This window comes from Massilia aerilata (genome assembly GCF_042656905.1).
In the GTDB taxonomy this organism is placed as follows: Bacteria; Pseudomonadota; Gammaproteobacteria; order Burkholderiales; family Burkholderiaceae_D; genus Telluria; species Telluria aerilata.
On the sequence record NZ_JBHSMZ010000008.1, the window covers coordinates 257331 to 274969 of the forward strand.

Annotated in this window: 14 protein-coding genes; 13 read left to right on the forward strand and 1 reads right to left on the reverse strand. The window is 65.5% G+C overall.

What is annotated here, in order from left to right; translation table 11 throughout:
- Positions 1-19: 19 nt before the first annotated feature.
- The 13 genes from ACFPO9_RS13820 (at position 20) to ACFPO9_RS13880 (ending at position 17431) form a co-directional block, all read left to right on the forward strand.
- The gene (locus ACFPO9_RS13820) at positions 20-4279 is read left to right on the forward strand and encodes a hybrid sensor histidine kinase/response regulator (RefSeq protein WP_379771661.1); all 4260 of its coding nucleotides are present in this window, start codon (positions 20-22) and stop codon (positions 4277-4279) included.
- A 169-nt stretch (positions 4280-4448) separates the two neighbouring features.
- The gene (locus tag ACFPO9_RS13825; RefSeq protein WP_379771662.1) at positions 4449-5141 is read left to right on the forward strand and encodes a response regulator; all 693 of its coding nucleotides are present in this window, start codon (positions 4449-4451) and stop codon (positions 5139-5141) included.
- Between the two features lie 109 nt (positions 5142-5250).
- Positions 5251-7386: a hybrid sensor histidine kinase/response regulator gene (locus tag ACFPO9_RS13830; RefSeq protein WP_379771664.1), complete on the forward strand. Its 2136-nt coding sequence runs from the start codon at positions 5251-5253 to the stop codon at positions 7384-7386.
- Positions 7387-7433: 47 nt separating this feature from the next.
- Complete coding sequence (locus ACFPO9_RS13835) at positions 7434-7994, forward strand: hypothetical protein (protein ID WP_379771666.1); 561 nt, start codon at positions 7434-7436, stop codon at positions 7992-7994.
- A gap of 31 nt (positions 7995-8025) precedes the next feature.
- Entirely contained in the window at positions 8026-8238 is a 213-nt protein-coding gene (locus ACFPO9_RS13840; RefSeq protein WP_230027629.1) for a ParD-like family protein, read from the forward strand.
- On the forward strand, positions 8235-9002 hold the full coding sequence (gene map / locus ACFPO9_RS13845; RefSeq protein WP_379771668.1) for a type I methionyl aminopeptidase: 768 nt from the start codon (positions 8235-8237) through the stop codon (positions 9000-9002). Before ACFPO9_RS13840 ends, map begins: the two co-directional genes overlap by 4 nt.
- Before the next feature lie 177 nt (positions 9003-9179).
- Complete coding sequence (locus ACFPO9_RS13850; protein WP_379771670.1) at positions 9180-10640, forward strand: tyrosinase family protein; 1461 nt, start codon at positions 9180-9182, stop codon at positions 10638-10640.
- Positions 10641-10657: 17 nt separating this feature from the next.
- Complete coding sequence (locus tag ACFPO9_RS13855; RefSeq protein ID WP_379771672.1) at positions 10658-11824, forward strand: GNAT family N-acetyltransferase; 1167 nt, start codon at positions 10658-10660, stop codon at positions 11822-11824.
- A 286-nt stretch (positions 11825-12110) separates the two neighbouring features.
- Positions 12111-13235 (forward strand): GNAT family N-acetyltransferase, encoded by a 1125-nt coding sequence (locus ACFPO9_RS13860; protein WP_379771673.1) that lies wholly within the window; start codon positions 12111-12113, stop codon positions 13233-13235.
- On the forward strand, positions 13232-14323 hold the full coding sequence (locus tag ACFPO9_RS13865) for a GNAT family N-acetyltransferase (protein WP_379771674.1): 1092 nt from the start codon (positions 13232-13234) through the stop codon (positions 14321-14323). The genes ACFPO9_RS13860 and ACFPO9_RS13865 overlap by 4 nt, the downstream gene beginning before the upstream one ends.
- The gene (locus ACFPO9_RS13870; protein WP_379771675.1) at positions 14320-15519 is read left to right on the forward strand and encodes a glycosyltransferase family 4 protein; all 1200 of its coding nucleotides are present in this window, start codon (positions 14320-14322) and stop codon (positions 15517-15519) included. Before ACFPO9_RS13865 ends, ACFPO9_RS13870 begins: the two co-directional genes overlap by 4 nt.
- Positions 15443-16294 carry a WecB/TagA/CpsF family glycosyltransferase gene (locus tag ACFPO9_RS13875; protein ID WP_379771676.1) on the forward strand — a complete coding sequence of 284 codons (852 nt, stop codon included), beginning with the start codon at positions 15443-15445 and terminating at the stop codon, positions 16292-16294. Before ACFPO9_RS13870 ends, ACFPO9_RS13875 begins: the two co-directional genes overlap by 77 nt.
- A 12-nt stretch (positions 16295-16306) precedes the next feature.
- Positions 16307-17431: a hypothetical protein gene (locus tag ACFPO9_RS13880; RefSeq protein ID WP_379771678.1), complete on the forward strand. Its 1125-nt coding sequence runs from the start codon at positions 16307-16309 to the stop codon at positions 17429-17431.
- On the opposite strand, the gene ACFPO9_RS13885 is transcribed toward ACFPO9_RS13880, so the two are convergent.
- Positions 17419-17639 (reverse strand): hypothetical protein (locus tag ACFPO9_RS13885; protein WP_379771679.1); only part of this gene is annotated, 221 nt, incomplete at its 5' end. The genes ACFPO9_RS13880 and ACFPO9_RS13885 overlap by 13 nt on opposite strands.

The window sequence follows — 17639 nt, forward strand, 5'->3', positions numbered from 1 at the left end:
TGACTTTTCTTGGCGCTCGTTGCAGCGCCTTTGCGCGTTGCTGCTGGTGACGCTGGGTTGCCTGCTGGGCGGGTCGGCGTGCGCCGCGCCGGCGCCCAGCCTGCGCTTCGAACACCTGTCGGTGGAGGACGGCATGGCCCAGGAGTCGGTGCTGGCGATCGTCCAGGACCGCGACGGTTTCATGTGGTTCGGCACCCAGTCGGGCCTGTCGCGCTACGACGGCTACCGCTTCACGAATTTCCGCAACGTGGTCGGCGACTCCAAGTCGCTGGCCAACAACTGGGTGCGCGTGCTCTACGCCGACCGCAAGGGCCGGCTGTGGATCGGCACCGACGGCGGCCTCGCGCTCTACCATCCGGAGAGCGGCGGCTTTTCCAACTTCCTGCCGGACGAGCCGGCCAAGCGCGGCAACGGCAACCGCCATATCCGCGCCATCGTCGACGACGGCAAGGAAGGCCTGTGGCTGGCCACCGGCGACGGTCTGCAGCACTTCGACATCGCCACCAGGCGCTTCGCCACCTGGCACCACGTGCCCGGCGTGGCCGACAGCCTGGTGTCGGACCAGCTCCACGCGCTGGCGCTGGACGCCGGCGGACGCCTCTGGATCGCCACCGCCGATGGCCTGGACAGTCTGGAGCCGGACCTGATGCGCTTCAGCCACCACCCGTCGCAGCAAGGCGGCAGATTCGAATCGATCCATGCCTTGCTGATCGACGCCGACCAGCGCCTGTGGATCGGCAGCGTGGGCGGACTCGAACGCCGCGCGCTGGACCCCGGGGCCAAGGACGGCCTGGCCCGATTCGATGAGGCCCAAGGCATGCCGCATGGCGAGATCACCACGCTGTACCAGGACGGCGCGCGCCGCCTGTGGGTGGGCACGCGCGACCGCGGCCTGTACCGCTGGGCGCCGGCGGCCGGCCGTTTCGAGCATCATCCGCACCGCATCACCGACCAGTTCAGCCTGGGCGACAACCAGGTCTCGGCGCTTTTCGGCGACCGTGTCGGCACCTTCTGGGTCGGTACCTGGAACAACGGGGCCTCACGGGCCGACCTCGGCGGCGGCGGCTTCGCGCGCATCGTCCGCGGTCCCGACCTGCCGGCCACCCTCGACGACAACAAGGTGCGCGGCATCGCCTGGGACGGCGCCGGCAAGCTGTGGCTGGCCAGCAGCGGCGGCCTGCACCATTTCGATCCGTCTACCGGGCAGGAAAAGACCTGGCGCCTGCCGAGTCTCGATTCCAGCGTGGCGGCCGACACCGCCGCCGCGGCGGTGGTCAGGGCGCCGGACGGCAGTCTGTGGATCGGCGTGCAGTACGGCCTGATCCACTTCGAGCCGAACAGCGGCCGCATGACGCGCAGCCAGCTGGTGCCCGGCAACGTCGACGCCAACTTCGTGCGCAACCTGATGCTGGCGCGCGACGGCACGCTGTGGATCGCCACCCGCGGCGGCCTGCACAGCCGCGATCCCGCGAGCGGCAAGATCACCACCTACCGGCACGATCCGGCGGTCGGCGCCAGCCTGGCCGACAACATGGTGCGGCCGATGCTCGAAGACCGCCAGGGCCGGCTATGGGTCGGCACCTTCGACGGCCTCGACTTGCTCGATCGCGCGACCGGCAAGTTCCGCCATTTCCGCCACGATCCGAACGACCCCACCAGCCTCAGCCACGACGAGGTCCACCATATGATGGAGGACCATCACGGCACCCTGTGGGTCGGCACCGCGGTCGGCCTGAACAAGATGGTGATCGGCAGCGACGGCACCCCGCGCTTCCAGCGCTATACCAGCGCCGACGGTCTGGTCGACGACGCCGTGGCGGCGATGCTGGAAGACCGGGACGGCCAGATCTGGGTCAGCACCTCCAGCAATATCGCGCGCCTCGATCCGGTCGGCGGCAGCTGGCGCATCTACGACGCCGCCGACGGTACCATCGAGGGCGCCTACTACGACGCCTCGGCGCTGTGCACGCCCGACGGCACGCTGTACTTCGGCGCCATCAAGGGCATCACTGCCTTCCACCCGCGCGCGCTGCACGACAACCTGATCGCGCCGCGCGCCGTGATCACCGGCCTGCGCATCTTCGGCGAGCCGGTGCAGAAGCGCCATCCCGGTTTGACCTCATGGCCGATCGAGCGCGCGGCCGGGATCACGCTGCCGGCTTCGGATTCGGTGTTCTCGCTGGAGTTTTCGGCGCTGCACTTCGCGGCGCCGCAGCGCAACCGCTTCGCCTACCGCCTGGCCGGCTTCGACCAGGACTGGACCGCCGCCGACGCCGGCAAGCGCTTCGCCACCTATACCAACCTCGATCCTGGCCACTACACCTTCCAGGTGCGCGCCGCCAACAAGGACGGGGTCTGGAGCGATGCGCCGGCCAGCTTCGAGATCACGATACTGCCGCCGTACTGGAAGACCTGGTGGTTCCGCGCCCTGGTCGTGCTGCTGGTGATCGGCATCGGCTACGGCATCTTCCGCATCCGCGTGGACGGCCTGCGGCGCCAGAAGGACCAGCTCGAAGTCCAGGTCAGCGCGCGCACCGAGCGCATCGAACAGCAGAACCGCCTGCTCGAGCACCAGACCGCAGAGTTGCGCGAGCAGCAGCGCCAGGTCCGCCGCCGCACCGACGAGCTGGCGCGCGCCAACGGCGCGCTGCAGGAAAACGAGGAGCGCCTGTACCTGGCCAAGCAGCGCGCCGAGGATGCCACGCGCCAGAAGTCCGAGTTCCTGGCCAACATGAGCCACGAGATGCGCACCCCGCTGGCCGGCGTGATCGGCATGCTCGGCTTTGCGCTGCGCGACGGCCTGCTGAAGGATTCCACGCGCGAGCAGATCCTGCGCGGCCAGGCCAACGCCCAGTCGCTGCTGGCGATCATCAACGACCTGCTGGACTTCTCCAAAATCGAGGCCGGCAAGCTGACCTTCGAGAACATCGACTTCGCCCTCGACGAAAGCATCGGCCACGTGGTGACCCTGTTCGAAGAGCATGCCGGCGCCCACAGCGTGGGCTTCACGGTCCACCTCGACCAGGACCTGCCGCGCTTCGTGGTGGGCGACCCGACCCGCCTGCGCCAGGTGCTGGTCAACCTGGTCGGCAATGCCTTCAAGTTCACCGAGAACGGCACCGTCACGGTCCGGGTCGAGCGCCGCGCCGAGGACCAGACCGACGCCGAGGGCCGCAACATGATCCGCTTCTCGGTCGAGGACACCGGCATCGGCATCGAGCCGGATGCGCTGCCGCGCCTGTTCCAGCAGTTCGAGCAGGCCGACGCCACCACCACGCGCCGCTACGGCGGCACCGGCCTGGGCCTGGCGATCTGCCGCCAGCTGGTGGAGCTGATGGGGGGCTCGATCAGCGCCGCCAGCACGCCGGGCGAGGGCTCGACCTTCAGCTTCCTGCTGCCGCTGGCCGACGGCGTGCAGCCGCCGGTGGTGGAGCAGGTGCCGCTCGAGCCGCATACGCACCGCCTGCGCGTGCTGTGCGCCGAGGATTACCCGACCAACCAGATCATCGTGCGCACCATGCTGGAAGAGCTGGGCCACCAGGTGGACGTGGTCGACAACGGCGCGCTTGCCGTGGCGGCCTGCGCGCGCACCCGCTACGACCTGATCCTGATGGACGGCCGCATGCCGGAGATGGACGGCGCCACCGCCACCCGCCTGATCCGCGCCGGCGGCCCGCTCGAGGCCCCGGTGCTGGACCAGAGCCTGATGATCGTGGCCCTGACCGCCAACGCCAGCGAGGAAGATCGCTCGCGCTACCTGGCCTGCGGCATGGACGCCTTCCTCACCAAGCCGATCGACGACGCCCATCTGCACTTCCACCTGAGCCGCGCGATCGAGCGCCAGCTGCAGCGCGGCGTCGAGCTGCAGCCGATGCTGCCTTTCGCGGCGCGCGGTCCCGCCATGCCGAGCACGGCGGACCTGGATGCGATGTTCGGCGTGGCCAGCGGTCCGCCGGCCTCGCCGCCGGCGCCGGACGTGCCGCCGCGCTACGGCCGCCGCGCCACCGATTTGAAGGGACGCATGCGCGCCGCCTTCGCCGCCGACCTGCCGCGCCGCCGCGGCGAGCTGGATGCGGCCCTGGCGGCCGGCGACCTCGACACCTGCGGCCGCCTGCTGCACGGCATGCGGGGCAGCGCCGGCTACCTCGGCGAAGCCGAACTGCACCAGCTGTGCACCGAACTCGAGCGCGATGCCGACAGCGGCCGCCTGGAGCAGCTCAAGACGCGCCTGCCCAGGTTATTGAACATGCTGGCCCGTTTCGAAGAAACCACGGCCTGAGAGCGCCTAACAAAACCTCCATGGCGGCGTTGCAGCGTCTCGCCGTACTAGCGTACTGTCTTCGACGCTGCGCCTTGCCCTGAAGGTTTTGTTAGACGCTCTGAATCGTGCGCACCGGCGTGCTCTGTATAATTTGCTCCATAACAATAGCTGGATTGGCGGAGGCGCGGTGAAAGTTCTGATAGTCGATGACGACGTGGTGTCGCGCATGATGCTGATGCACATGATCGACAGCGCCGGCAGCTATGACGTGCTGGAAGCCGAGGACGGCGAAGAAGCCTGGCGCCAGCTCGACACCGGCGCGCGCCCGGCGATGCTGTTCTGCGACCTGCGCATGCCGCGCCTGTCCGGCATGGAGCTGCTGGCCCGTGTCAAGGCCGACGAGCGCTTTGCCGGCCTGCCTTTCGTGCTGGTCTCGGCGGCCGCCGACGGCGCCACCATGGAGCAGGCGCTCGGCCTGGGCGCCGACGGCTACATCGTCAAGCCCTTCGATGGCGACAAGGTGCGCGGTTTCCTGGACAGCCTGGCCAGGGATGAGGAAAGCCCGGAGGCCACCCTGCGCCGCCTGGGCATCGACGCCAGCCGCCTGCTGCTCTACCTGGGCGGCCTGCACCGCCAGCTGGCGGGCGCCGGCGCCGATCTCGGACAGCTGCTGGCGGCCGGCCAGCTCGACCCCGCGCGCGCGCACCTGGGGCGGCTGGCCGAAGGCTGCCGCACGCTCGGCCTGCTGCAGTCCGCCGCCGCGCTCGAGACCCAGGCCGCCTTTCCACTGAGCGCCGCGGCCACCGCGAGTGTGCTCGAGTCGGCCTGCGCCGTGGTGCTGCGCCAGCTCGAGGCGGCGCGCCGCCTGGCGCCACTCTAGAGCGCGTCACCGCACAGACCGCTTTTGGCAGGCTGTGCCAATTGCGCGCCGTCCAAAAGACATTTTTTATTACAATCCGCCGGATGAGTGTTTTTCCATGGACAGTACGGTGAACGATTCCCTCGGCTTTCTCTCGGGCGGCGGCCTGATGGGGGAGCGCATCGCCGGGCATGACTGGTCGGCAACAAGCCTGGGACCGATCGACGCATGGCCGGCGGCCCTGCGCACGACGCTGGGCACGGTCCTGAGTTCCCGGTTTCCGGCCTATATGTGCTGGGGACCCGAGCTGATCGGTTTTTACAACGACGCCTACCTGCCGATCCTGGGCCTGAAGGAGGCGCTCGGCCTGCCGTTCCGCGAGGCCTGGGGCGAGGCCTGGGACACGGTCGGCCCGATCGCCGAACGCGCGTATGCGGGCGAAGCCAGCTACTACGAAGACCTGCCGGTGACCAGCGAGCGCCTCGGCTACCCGGCGCAGCACCATTACAGCTTCTCCTACAGCCCCGTGCGCGACGAGCATGGGCGCGTCGGCGGCATCCTGTGCACCGTGTTCGAGACCACGCACAAGGTCCGGGCGATCGACGAGCTGCGGCGCCTGAACGAGAGCCTGAGCCACCAGGTGGCCGCGCACGCCGCCGATCGCGACCGCCTGTGGCGCATCTCGCCGGACGTGATGGCGGCGGCCTCGCTGGCGACCGGGCGCTTCCTCACCGTCAATCCCGCCTTCACCGAGAGCTTCGGCTGGACCGCCGAGGAGGCGACCACCCGGCCCTTCATGGACATGGTCCATCCGGACGACCGCGAGGACGTGGCGCGCCACCTGCTGATCCTGGCCGGGGGCGCGCCCCTGGTCAACTACGAGACCCGGGTGCTGCACAAGGACGGCTCCTGCCGCTGGGTGCAGTGGACCATCTCGCCGGAAGGGGAGCTGCTGTACGGCGTGGCGCGCGACATCACCGCCGAGAAGCACCAGGCCGACGCCCTGCGCCAGGCCGAGGACGCGCTGCGCCAGTCGCAGAAGATGGAAGCGGTGGGCCAGCTGACCGGCGGCCTGGCGCACGACTTCAACAACATGCTGGCGGGCGTGGCGGGCCACCTGGAGCTGATGAGGCTGCGCCTGCGCATGGGCCAGACCGGCGACCTGCCGGCGCGCATCGATGCCGCCCTCGGCGTGACCCAGCGCGCGGCTGCCCTGACGCACCGCCTGCTGGCCTTCTCGCGCCGCCAGGCGCTGGATCCGAAGCCGACCAGCGTCAACGCCCTGGTGGAGTCGATGAGCGACCTGGTTAAGCGCTCGGCCGGCCCCGCGATCACCCTGCGCACCCACCTGCAGCCGGCGCTGTGGACCACGCTGTGCGACCCCAACCAGCTCGAGAGCGCGCTGCTGAACCTGGCCAACAATGCGCGCGACGCCATGCCGGAAGGCGGCGCCATCGTCATCGAGACCGAGAACGCCGTCATCGCGCCGCTGCAGGCGGGCCGCTACGGCGACCTGAAGCCCGGCGAATACGTGCTGGTGACGGTGCGCGACAGCGGCGCCGGCATGCCGCCGGACGTGCTGGCGCGCGCCTTCGATCCCTTCTTCACCACCAAGCCGATGGGGCGCGGCACCGGCCTCGGGCTGTCGATGGTGTACGGCTTCGCGCGCCAGTCGGGCGGCCAGGTCCGCATCGATTCGGTCCCGGGGCAGGGCACCGAAGTGCGCCTGCTGCTGCCGCGCCTGGCGGCCGAGGCGCCGGCGCCGCAGGCCGTGGACGGCGACGCGCCGCTGCCGGCCGCTTGCCGCAAGGGCACGGTGCTGGTAGTCGACGACGAAGCCGACATCCGCAGCGTGATGGCCGAAGTCCTGCGCCTGCAGGGCTATACCGTGATGGAGGCGGCCGATGCGCCGCAAGCCCTGCGCCAGCTGCAGGAGCGGGGACAGGAACGGGGGCGCAGCGGCCGCCCGGACATGCTGGTGACCGACGTCGGCCTGCCGAACGGCATGAACGGCCGCCAGCTGGCCGACCAGGTGCGCATGCTGTGGCCGCAGATTCCGGTGCTGCTGGTGACCGGCTACGCCGAAAGCACCGTGATGCGCAACGAGACCCTGCCGGCGCAGATGGAGCTGCTGACCAAGCCCTTCGCCATGATGGCGCTGGCGGCGAAGGTGGGGGCGATGCTGGCGGCGGGTACGGGCGCCGGTGCGGCGGCTGGCGCGGCCCAGGCTGCGGATAGCGGCGCGGCCGACGAGGTGCCGGCCTGAGCGGACCGGCCCAGCGGCCGGCGCGCAGCATCCTGTTCTCCGCGGCGATGGTGCGCGCGCTGCTGGCCGGCGCCAAGACCCAGACCCGGCGCGCCCTGCGTTCCCCTGAAGATGCCGCGCGCAATCGCTTCGGCCGCCCCGGCGACCTGCTCTGGGTACGCGAAACCTTCTTTGCCTACGGCCGCTGGGAGACGCGCTTCAATCTTCGCAAGCAGCATGCCGAATGGTTTTTTACCGACATGACGCAGGCCGCCGGCCATGCCTGGCGCTATGCCGCGGACGAGGGCCCGGGCGCGGATGCGCACGCGCGGCGCGAAGCCAGGGTGGCGCCGGCCTGGCACAAGCGTCCCGCGCTGTTCATGCCGCGTGCGGCGAGCCGGATCCTGCTGGAGATCGTCGAGGTAAGGGTCGAGCGCTTGCAGGAGATCAGCGTGGCGGATGCGCTGGCGGAGGGCTTGCCGCCCGGTGCGGAGCGCGATCCGGTCCTGGCTTATCGCGGCATCTGGGAAGGAATCAATGGCGCAGGGAGCTGGGACGAGAATCCGCTGGTGTGGGTGCTGGCGTTTGTGAAAAGACCACTTGCGTCCATGTCGATTCCGAATATATGATCCGTATATGGATCGTATATGGAGAATATAAATGGGCATCGTCAACATCGAAGAGGATCTGCACGACCAGATCCGCAAGGCGAGCGGCGTGTCCTGCCGCTCGATCAATGCGCAGGCCGCGTTCTGGGTCAGGATCGGCATGCTGGCCGAGCTGAACCCGACCCTGAGCTTCAACGAGATCATGGCGCGCGAGCTGCGCGCGGCCGGGGTGGTGACGCCCCATCTCAAGGTGGCGGGATCATGACCAAGCGGCCGGAAGAGATCGTCCTGATGGCGGAAGCGGGCCGGCTGCTGGCAAGCGTGTTCGGCTACCTGGACAGTCTGCAGCTGATCGGCATGTCGACCATGGCCGTCAACAACCTGGTCGACGCCTACATCGTGGAGACACTCAAGTCGCGCCCGGCCAGCAAGGGCCAGTACGGCTATGCCTACGCGCTGAATTCCTCGCGCAACAACGTCGTGTGCCACGGCGTGCCGTCGCCGAACGAGATCCTGAAGAGCGGCGACATCGTCAACTTCGACATCACACTGGAGAAGAACGGCTATATCGCCGATTCCAGCAAGACCTATCTGGTGGGCGAGGTGTCGCCGCTGGCCAAGCGGCTGGTGCAGGTGACCTATGAAGCCATGTGGAAGGGCATCAAGGCCGTGCGTCCCGGCGCGCGCCTGGGCGACGTCGGGCATGCGATCGAGCGCCATGCGCGCAGGCACGGCTATTCGGTGGTCAGGGAATATTGCGGGCACGGCATCGGCCGCGAAATGCACGAGGAGCCGCAGGTACTCCACTGGGGCAAGCCGCAGACCGGGCTGATGCTGCGCGAGGGGATGGTGTTCACCATCGAGCCGATGCTGAATCAGGGCCGGCATGCGGTGCGGACCGAGGACGATGGCTGGACGGTGGTGACGCGCGACGGGCAGCTATCTGCGCAGTTCGAGCATACCGTGGCGGTGACCCGGCATGGGGTGCGGGTGCTGACGCTGCGCGCCGGGGAAGTCGCAGCGGCCTGAGCCAAAGAGACAAGGGCGAACGGCTGGGTTGTTTTCAGGGGAAACAGCAAATGATATGAGATAGATCAAACACTCCTTGGGCCCGCTTCCCTATGGTCAGTGATTACGCTTCAGGCTGCTTAACATTAACTGGCGGCGTAATTGTTGAGGTAGAACAAATCTACCAAGGAGTTTGAGATGAACCATGCAGATATCCGCAGAAGGGCCTTCCTGGAACGCTCGGCGCTCGCCCTGGGCGCAGCTGCCTTGCCGGCTGGTGTATTCGGACAGACGCTGCTTCTGACCGTACGCCCCGAATGGCAAGCCTTCAAAACCACGCCGCGCTACGATTCCCTGCTCAAGGCGATCAGGCTGATGAAGGCGAATACCAATGCCAAGGATGCGAAGAGCTGGGCGTATTGGACGAACGCCCATGTGAATTACTGCCCGCACGAAGTGCCGTACTTCCTGGCATGGCATCGTGGCTACCTCTACTATTTCGAACGGGCGCTGCGTACCGTTTCGGGCGACCTCCAACTGGTCTTGCCATACTGGGACTACTATACCAACGCCCAGCTACCGGCCGAGTTCACGAATCCGAACAACAATAATCCCCTCTATGTCGAGCGGGTCAACACGAATGTCCAGCAGGCCTTGAGCATGGCGCCTTTTTCGGGCACGGTGCTCAACTTCCAGCGCGGCCAGGAACAGGCCTTCGAACCGACCTTCGAAGACGCGCCGCACAATCCCGTCCATAACATCATCGGCAATGCGATGGCGGACATGATTTCCCCCAACGACCCCATCTTCTGGCTCCATCATGCCAACGTCGACAGGCTATGGGTAGCATGGGTCGCCGCCGGCGCCGGACGCAAGATGCCCGCCAAGAACACGACGTATTGGTCGGGCAAGCACGTCTATGCAAGCGGCCTGAGCATAAACCGATCGCAGACCTACGATACCCGAACCAATCTCGGCTATCGCTATCAGAAAGAAACCATGCCGACCGCACTTCCATTGGCGCAAGCAAGCGGTGGCCGGCAGGATGCGCGCCTGTTCCGCGTACAGGCGACCATGGACAGCATGCCAGGCGCCATGCCCTCCACTGGTTCGTTCCAGCTGTCCCTGCCACGCCAGACCAGCGACGCCACGTTCGCCCTGGGCGGAGCGATGAACGTCGGGCTCTCCGAACGCTCGGTGAGCGTCCAGCTGCCGGTGAGCACGGAACACAGCCAGGTGCTGGCCGCGATCGCAAAAGGCAAACAGGCAAGCATCGCCGGGAGGGCGCAGATCTATCGCTCGGCGCATCTGGTGCTCGACGGCATTGAAATGTCCGAGGAGGGCAGGAAGGGCGGTTATTTCTACAAAGTCTACTTGAACGTCCCATCCGACAATCGCTCATCGGGCAACGCCAATGCCGTCTATCTAGGCACATTCGGTCCCTTCGAAATCCATGCCGCGGCCCACCACGGCGGCGGACATGGAGGCTTGCAACTTCGCTACAAAATCAAGCGTGCGTTTGCCGGCGCCACGGCCAAGCAACTCGGCATGATGTCGGTCTCCTTCGTGCGCGTCAGCGGCGACAGCACGCCGAAAGGCGGGGTCATCGGTATCGGGGAAGTGCGCCTGGAAGCCGCTACCGACGCCGACGGCTCCTAAAGCCGCCAAGGGCCGCCATGACGAAACGCTTGTTGAACGATATCGGGACAGTGGAGGGCGCGGACTGGCACGCGGGTTCCGCGCATGGTTTTGGCGCCGACATCCACTGTTTCGATGCCCTTCCTCCCCAGCTCGAAACCGAACTCGACGCGCTGTACCAACATTTCAATTCGTCGCTGAAGCATTTCGCATTTCGCGCCCGTGCCCAGGGCGCACGCGCTTATGTCGCCCGGCGTGACGGGCGCACGCTTGCCATTTTCCTGTTCCACCTGGAGCACGGACGGATCACGGTGCTCAACGAAATGGTGGCGATTCCAGCGGAGGAGATCGAGCGTTTCGCGCGTTTTGCATTTGCCCGTTTTAGCGCGGCCTCGGTGATCGCCTTTTCCCTCATCGGCATCGATAGCGGCGCGCTTTCGCTGCCTTTCCAGCAGCATGGTCATTCGGAAGACATCATCGTCAGCCTGCCGGCGTCGGCAGACGCCTACCTGGCAAGCCTGGGGCCAAAGACCCGGCATAATATCCGGCACCAGATGAAGGCGATTTCCCGCGACCGGCCGGAGCTGCAGTTCCAGACCTTTGAAAATGCCGGCATCCGGCGACAGCAATTGATGGATTTATTCGCGCTGAAGCAAAGCAACACGGACCGGAAGGGCATCGCTTTCGGCATTTCCCCCGAAGAAGCCGAATGGATGGTGCACCAGGCGCAGGCTGGCGGCCTCCTTCTCGTGGCCATGGCCGGCGATAAGCTATGCGGCGGCAGTTTGAGCCTGAAACTGGGCGACCGCTATTTCGCCTACGTCGTCGCATTCGAGCCCGGGCTGGGAAAATACAGCCTCGGCATGCTGTGCTGCTACCTCGCCATGCTGGAAAAGATCGCGCGCAAGGGCAAGCAGGCGCATTTGAGCTGGGGACGCCAGCAGTACAAGTTCAAACTGCTGGGCGTTCAGCACGATATGGCGAACATCGACATTTACCGCTCGCGCATGGCGTATTGGCGCCATGCGCCTGGCCGTGCAAAACATGCCGCCGCCGACTATGTGGACCGGTGCAAGCGAACACTGCTGGATAGCGAGCATCGCGCCGGGAGCCTCGCCGCCATGGTCCGTACGGCCATTGGCGCCATGCGTTTTGTGAAGCGTTCCCGCTTCCGCCATCGACTCAAATCACAGCCGCCTGCATGAGCAAGGGTAGGGATCCAGACCATGGATCCTTTTTTTTTATATGCCTCCAGTTTGTTGGCTGAACTCTATTCATCGTTTAAAAGCGTTTTGATTTAAATCAAACGTAACAGGTTCAGTTCCGCTTTTCTTTGGGACGACATCGATTTGTCTTGGTCAGAAAAAAACTGTATTGCGCTAACCACCTCAGGCCGTTTGATCTAAATCAAGCACAGATGAACTCGCCTCCGCAATCCATGCAGGGTAGCTACCATGAGTACATAGATCACGGGTAAGAGCGAGGCTAGTCATGGCACAAACGATCGCTGACGACCGGCATGGTGCTTTTGCCTCGATGACGTCGGAACTGCATTGTCATCGCCAGGGCATTCCGAATGGGCTGGCGCAGAAAATCGATTTGCACTATGGCGCCCTGTTTTCCTCGCCACGCCAGCTCCAGCTTTCCGGGAAATTAAGTGATGAAATCTGGGTTTATCAATCGCAGCCGGCAGCTTCCAGTCAGTCGATTTTCCTGTTCGAATGCCACGGGTCTGACATCAAGGTATTGAACGAACAGATCAGGGCGCCCGCATCCGATATCGAGCAATTGATCGAGTATCTGTTCGGACGGCATCCTGCGGTGAGCTGCATTGATTTCTTCGGCCTCGATACGGGCAAACTTGCCTTGAGACGGCCCTATCAGCGATTTTTCTGTGCAGAAGATATTGTCATTCCAGAATATGGTTCGGATCTGGCCTACGCGGACGACATTGGCAAAAGCACGAAAAGGAATATCCGACGACGCAGCGCTGCGCTGGCAGAGGCGTATCCGGCTTCGCGCTTCGAGGTGATCGAAGCGGGCGCCATCACCCCCGAATTGGTCGAGCGTGTCATCGCATTCAATCGCAGCAGCATGACGCGCAAGAACAGGACCTCCACCTATCAAGACGATGCGCTGCGCCTGGCTCTCCTTGCCGCCCACGAGGGCCTGGCCGGCACCGTGCTTGTCGATGGCGACATTGTCGCGGGAACCGTTTGTGCGCGGATAGGCAACTGCTTCTACATGCTCGTGACCGGGCGTGACTTCAGGTTCGACGCTTTCAGCCTTGGTATGTTGTGCTGCTACTGGACGGCGCGCGAATGTTTTCGGCGCGGCGCCCGGGAAATCAACATGATGGGCGGGAGGCTCGATTACAAATACTCCCTGCTGGGCAGATCGCGGAAATACGATGCGCTCTGCGTGTATCGCTCGCGCACGGCGATGCTGCGCCATGCCGGCAGAGTGGCCGACATGGCGCTGCACGGCGCCTGCCTGGAAGCGAAGTTTGCCCTGCTCGATTGCGAACGTGAAGACGGCGCCGCGGCCAGGCTGGTCGCGCGCGGCATTCGGGCATGGCGTTCCGCAAAAGCCCGTCATCGCCAGGACATCGCATGAACGCCGGGCGCCATGAGGGCGGCGGGACCGGCGCGCAGGCATGCTCTGCCGAAGTGCATGAAAACGCGATTCCCGCCTTCGTGCCCGCCGAACTGGAGCGCCTGTACGGCAACATCTTTTCCTCCATCCTTGCCGAACACGTGCAGGAAGCCGACACCTCGACCTATGTTGCCTGGACCGAGGGCGTGGTGGAGGCCATCCTGCTGTTCAAGATGCACAAGCGCAGGATCCACGTGCTCAATGCGGCGGTCCGCATCGCCCCGGAACACGTCCGTCGCTTCGCGGCCTTCATCTTTGCGCATTACCCGGCCGTACAGGCGATCGGCATGCTGTCGGTGACATCGGGGGTGCTGGATGCCGCATTTCCCTGCCAGCGGTTCCGGATTTCCGAGGATTACGTGCTTTCCCTTCCGCCCACGGAGGAAGCTTACCGCGCCGGCCTCGGCAAGTCGACGGCATCGGGCTTGCGCACCAAGCAGAGAAGGCTCAAGCGCGACATGCCCGCGGCGGTGTTCAGGATCCTCGAGGGAGCCGATGTCGATGAGAACACGATCGAGGCGATTTTTTCCCTCAAGAACGCAGTCCGGCATGGACGTGGACGCCTGGACGATGCGCAGCAGGCCTGGTTGCGCCAGGTCGTGCGCACGCATGGCTTTGTCGGCGTGACGACCATCGATGGCCGCGTTTGCGCCGCCACGGTGTCCACACGGATCGGTTCGCATCTGTTCCTGCATGTGCTGGCCCACGATCGTGCTTTCGACAGTTATAGCCCGGGCATGCTGAACGCCTACCTGTGCGTCTGTGCGGGAATTCGGCAGGGCGCCACGGAATTCCATTTCTTGTGGGGGAATGGGGTCTGGAAAAAGCGGCTCGGGGCCGCTGAACGGCAGCTGGAAAATATCTTCGTATATCGCTCGCGAAAGGCTTGCCTGGCTTGTGCGGGCATGGTTCTGGGGAACCTGGTCTCGGCACACTGGCGGCGGCTGCGCCTCGGCCTGCTTGCCGCAAGCGGGTCGGATGGCCGCTACGCCCCGCTGGTCCGGCACTGCCTGAATGGCTGGTACCGCTTCAAGGGAGCGCTGGCATGAAGGTGCTCCTGGTCCATAACCGCTACCAGCAAGCCGGCGGCGAAGATGCCGTGGTGCGTGCCGAAGCCGCGCTCTTGCGCAGCCATGGCCACGAAGTCCGGCTGTACGGCCGCAGTAACGACGAGTTGGTCCGCATGCCGGTGCTGAAGGCGGGCATGGACGCAGTGTGGTCGCGCAGCGCCGCCGGCGAGATCGACGGCTTGTGCGCGTTCTATCGGCCGGACGTCGTGCACGTCCATAACACCTTCCTCATGATTTCGCCGGCGGTGTACTGGATCGCGGCGCGCCGGAAGATTCCAGTGGTGCAGACCTTGCACAACTTCCGCCTGTTATGCCCGCAGGGGACTTTCTTGAGAAATGGCGCCGTGTGCCAGGACTGCCTCAAGCGACTGCCCTGGCGCGCCATACCCCGCAAGTGCTACCGGGGCTCGGTACCGCAGTCAACACTGCTGGCGGGCCTGCTGTCAGCCCACGCCTGGCTCGGCACCTATCGCCACAAAGTGACGCGCTATATCGCGCTGAGCGGCTACTCACGCGCCTGCTTCATCGACGGCGGTCTGCCAGCCGAGAAGATGCGCATCAAACCCAACTTCGTCGACTGCAGCGGTACGCCGGAATGGGGCAGCCGCAGCGGCGGACTGTATGTGGGACGGCTATCGCCTGAAAAAGGCGTGGAAACCCTGCTCGAGGCGCTGCGCATCCTGGGCCGCAATCCGCTGACCGTGGTCGGCGGCGGACCTTGCGCGGACGCCGTCGCGCTGGCACTGGGCGAGCGCTATCTCGGCATACAGGACAGCGGGACGGTTGCAGCCCGGATGCGCGCCGCCGCCTATCTCGTCTTGCCGAGTATCGGGCATGAGCAGATGCCCATGACGGTGCTGGAAGCCTTCGCGAATGGCTTGCCGGTCATTGCAAGCCGGCGTGGCGCGCTGGCCGACATCATCCAGCACGGCGTCACCGGACTTCTGGCCCGCCCGGGCGATGCCGCGGATCTGGCCGCGGCCATCGAATGGGCGGAAACACATCCTGACGACATGGAGGAAATGGGGCGCGCGGCGCGCACCGAGTGGGAGAGGAAATACACCGCACCGATCAACTACAACATTCTGGTGGATATCTATGAAGACGCAATCGCAGCTGCGCATGGAAGAGGGAGCGTCACGCAAGGGGAGCAAGGTGCTTGGCACCTGGATTGATGCCGTCGGATGGGACGAAGCGGTCGAACAGGTCGTCAGTTGGGGGAATTCGCGCGCGTCGCGCTATGTTTGCGTCTGCAACGTGCATTCCGTCGTGACCGCGACGGGCGATGCCGAATTCCGGCATGCCCTCGGCGCCGCCGACATGGCGACCTGTGACGGCGCGCCGATCGCCTGGACGCTGCGGCGGCTCGGCTTTCCGAAGCAGGAGCGCATTGCCGGGCCCGACTTGATGTGGCGCTATCTGCGCCGCGCCGAAGCGCTCGGGCACCGGGTCTACCTGTACGGCAGCACCGACCAGACCCTGCGCAAGCTCAGGGACCGCTGCGCGCTCGAATTTCCGCGGATGCTGGTGGCCGGCACGCACGCACCCCGGTTCGGACACTGTTCCCTCGCCGATGACGAAGCCGACATCGCCGCGATCAATGCCAGCGGTGCCAATGTCGTGTTCGTGGGACTGGGTTGTCCAAAACAGGAGAAATGGATGGCGGCACATCGCGAACGCATCCATGCCGTCATGGTCGGCGTCGGCGCCGCCTTCGACTACCATGCCGGCACCCAGCGCCGCGCACCGGTCTGGTTGCAGGATCACGGCCTTGAATGGCTGTACCGCCTGGCCGCCGAGCCGCGGCGGCTGATGCGGCGCTACCTGGTGACCAATACCTTGTTCGTCGTCCGGATTTCCCTGCAGCTCGCGCACAGCAAGTGGGCATCGAAGCGCCATCCCTGGTCCGGCGAGATCGAGACCGGCGAGGTCTATCAGGACCTGCACTGACAGGAGAGCCCTATGCGCATTTGCATCCCCCAGATCCTGGGCCATCGTGGCGCAGGACTCGGCAATGAACTTTTTCCCTGGGCCAAGGCCTTCCTGGCTGGGCAGGTCCTGGGCGCGCACGTGATGCATCCCGCCTGGGGCTTGAACAAGCGCCGGTATCACCGCGACTTCGGTACCGGCAGGCTGGACTGGATACAGCAGGGCCTGATCAAAAGCGTTCTGCCCGTGATCCACTTCGATGAAGCAGCCTACCGCGCCACTGGCAAGGCGGCCTACGGTGAAGCGGTCGCGCAGTTCATGGCGAGCGAGGAACTGGACCGGCGTGGCGGCTTCGTCTTTCTTGCAAGCGGCATGTGGGGTGGCTTTCACGCCATCCAGCAGGCGCGGCCCTTCGTGCTGGCGGAGCTGTTAAAAGCGAGACAGGCCGTGGCGAATCTCCACGCCACGCTGGCGCGGGTAAGGCCTGGCCGGGCGCTGGTGGCGGTGCATATCCGGCGCGGCGATTTCCTGAACGCCGACGCCGTCGGGGCTTACCGTGGCCGCTTCAACGTGGCGCTGCCGCTGGCCTGGTATCTTGCAACATGTTCCGCTCTCAAGCGGGACTGTGGAAACCGGATCGATTTTCTCCTGATCACGGATGCGTCGGAAGGCGAAGTCCAGCCGTTCATCGATGCCTTTCACCCTTTGACGACCTTCCACCTCCGCCAGACCGCCTGCAGCGACCTGTTGTCGATGGCTTTCGCCGATGCCCTCGTGTGCTCGGTTTCATCCTACAGCATGTGGGGGGCATTCCTGTCGCGATCACCCTATATCTGGTGCGCGGCGAACCTGCAGGACCACGAAGGGTATGGCTCGCTCTGGGGCGATGAGCCGGCCCAGCAGGCGCCAATGGGGCCGACCGCCATCAACATGTGGCGCTCCCGCACGCGTGCGCGGCATGGGCATGTATCGAGCAGTGGACGAGGTACGCCGGTTGACTGGTCGGGCGAGGTGCCGGCGGCGTTTACCGAGAGCCTGCTCGCGCGCCTGGACGAGCGCGCGGAAGAGCGGGACCTGATCCTGTACGGCGTGGTGCCGGTCGAGGAAACCGCAGCCTCGGCGGCCTCTGGTACCGCACTGGGGTGTCATCCGCCCTGATCCGATTCGCCGCGGTGTTTGCGCAGGATGAACTTCGAGTCCTTGTCCTGGCCCGACCAGGCCTTCCAGCCGGTGTAGCCGTTGGTGACGCCGGCCGACTTGCCATCCCAATAGCGCTGGAACACGTTCACGTTGTTGCCGGTGTAGGTGTTGTAGTTGAAGGTCGCATAAGTCTTCAGGTTCGCGCCCGTCTCCATGTTGTAGGTCT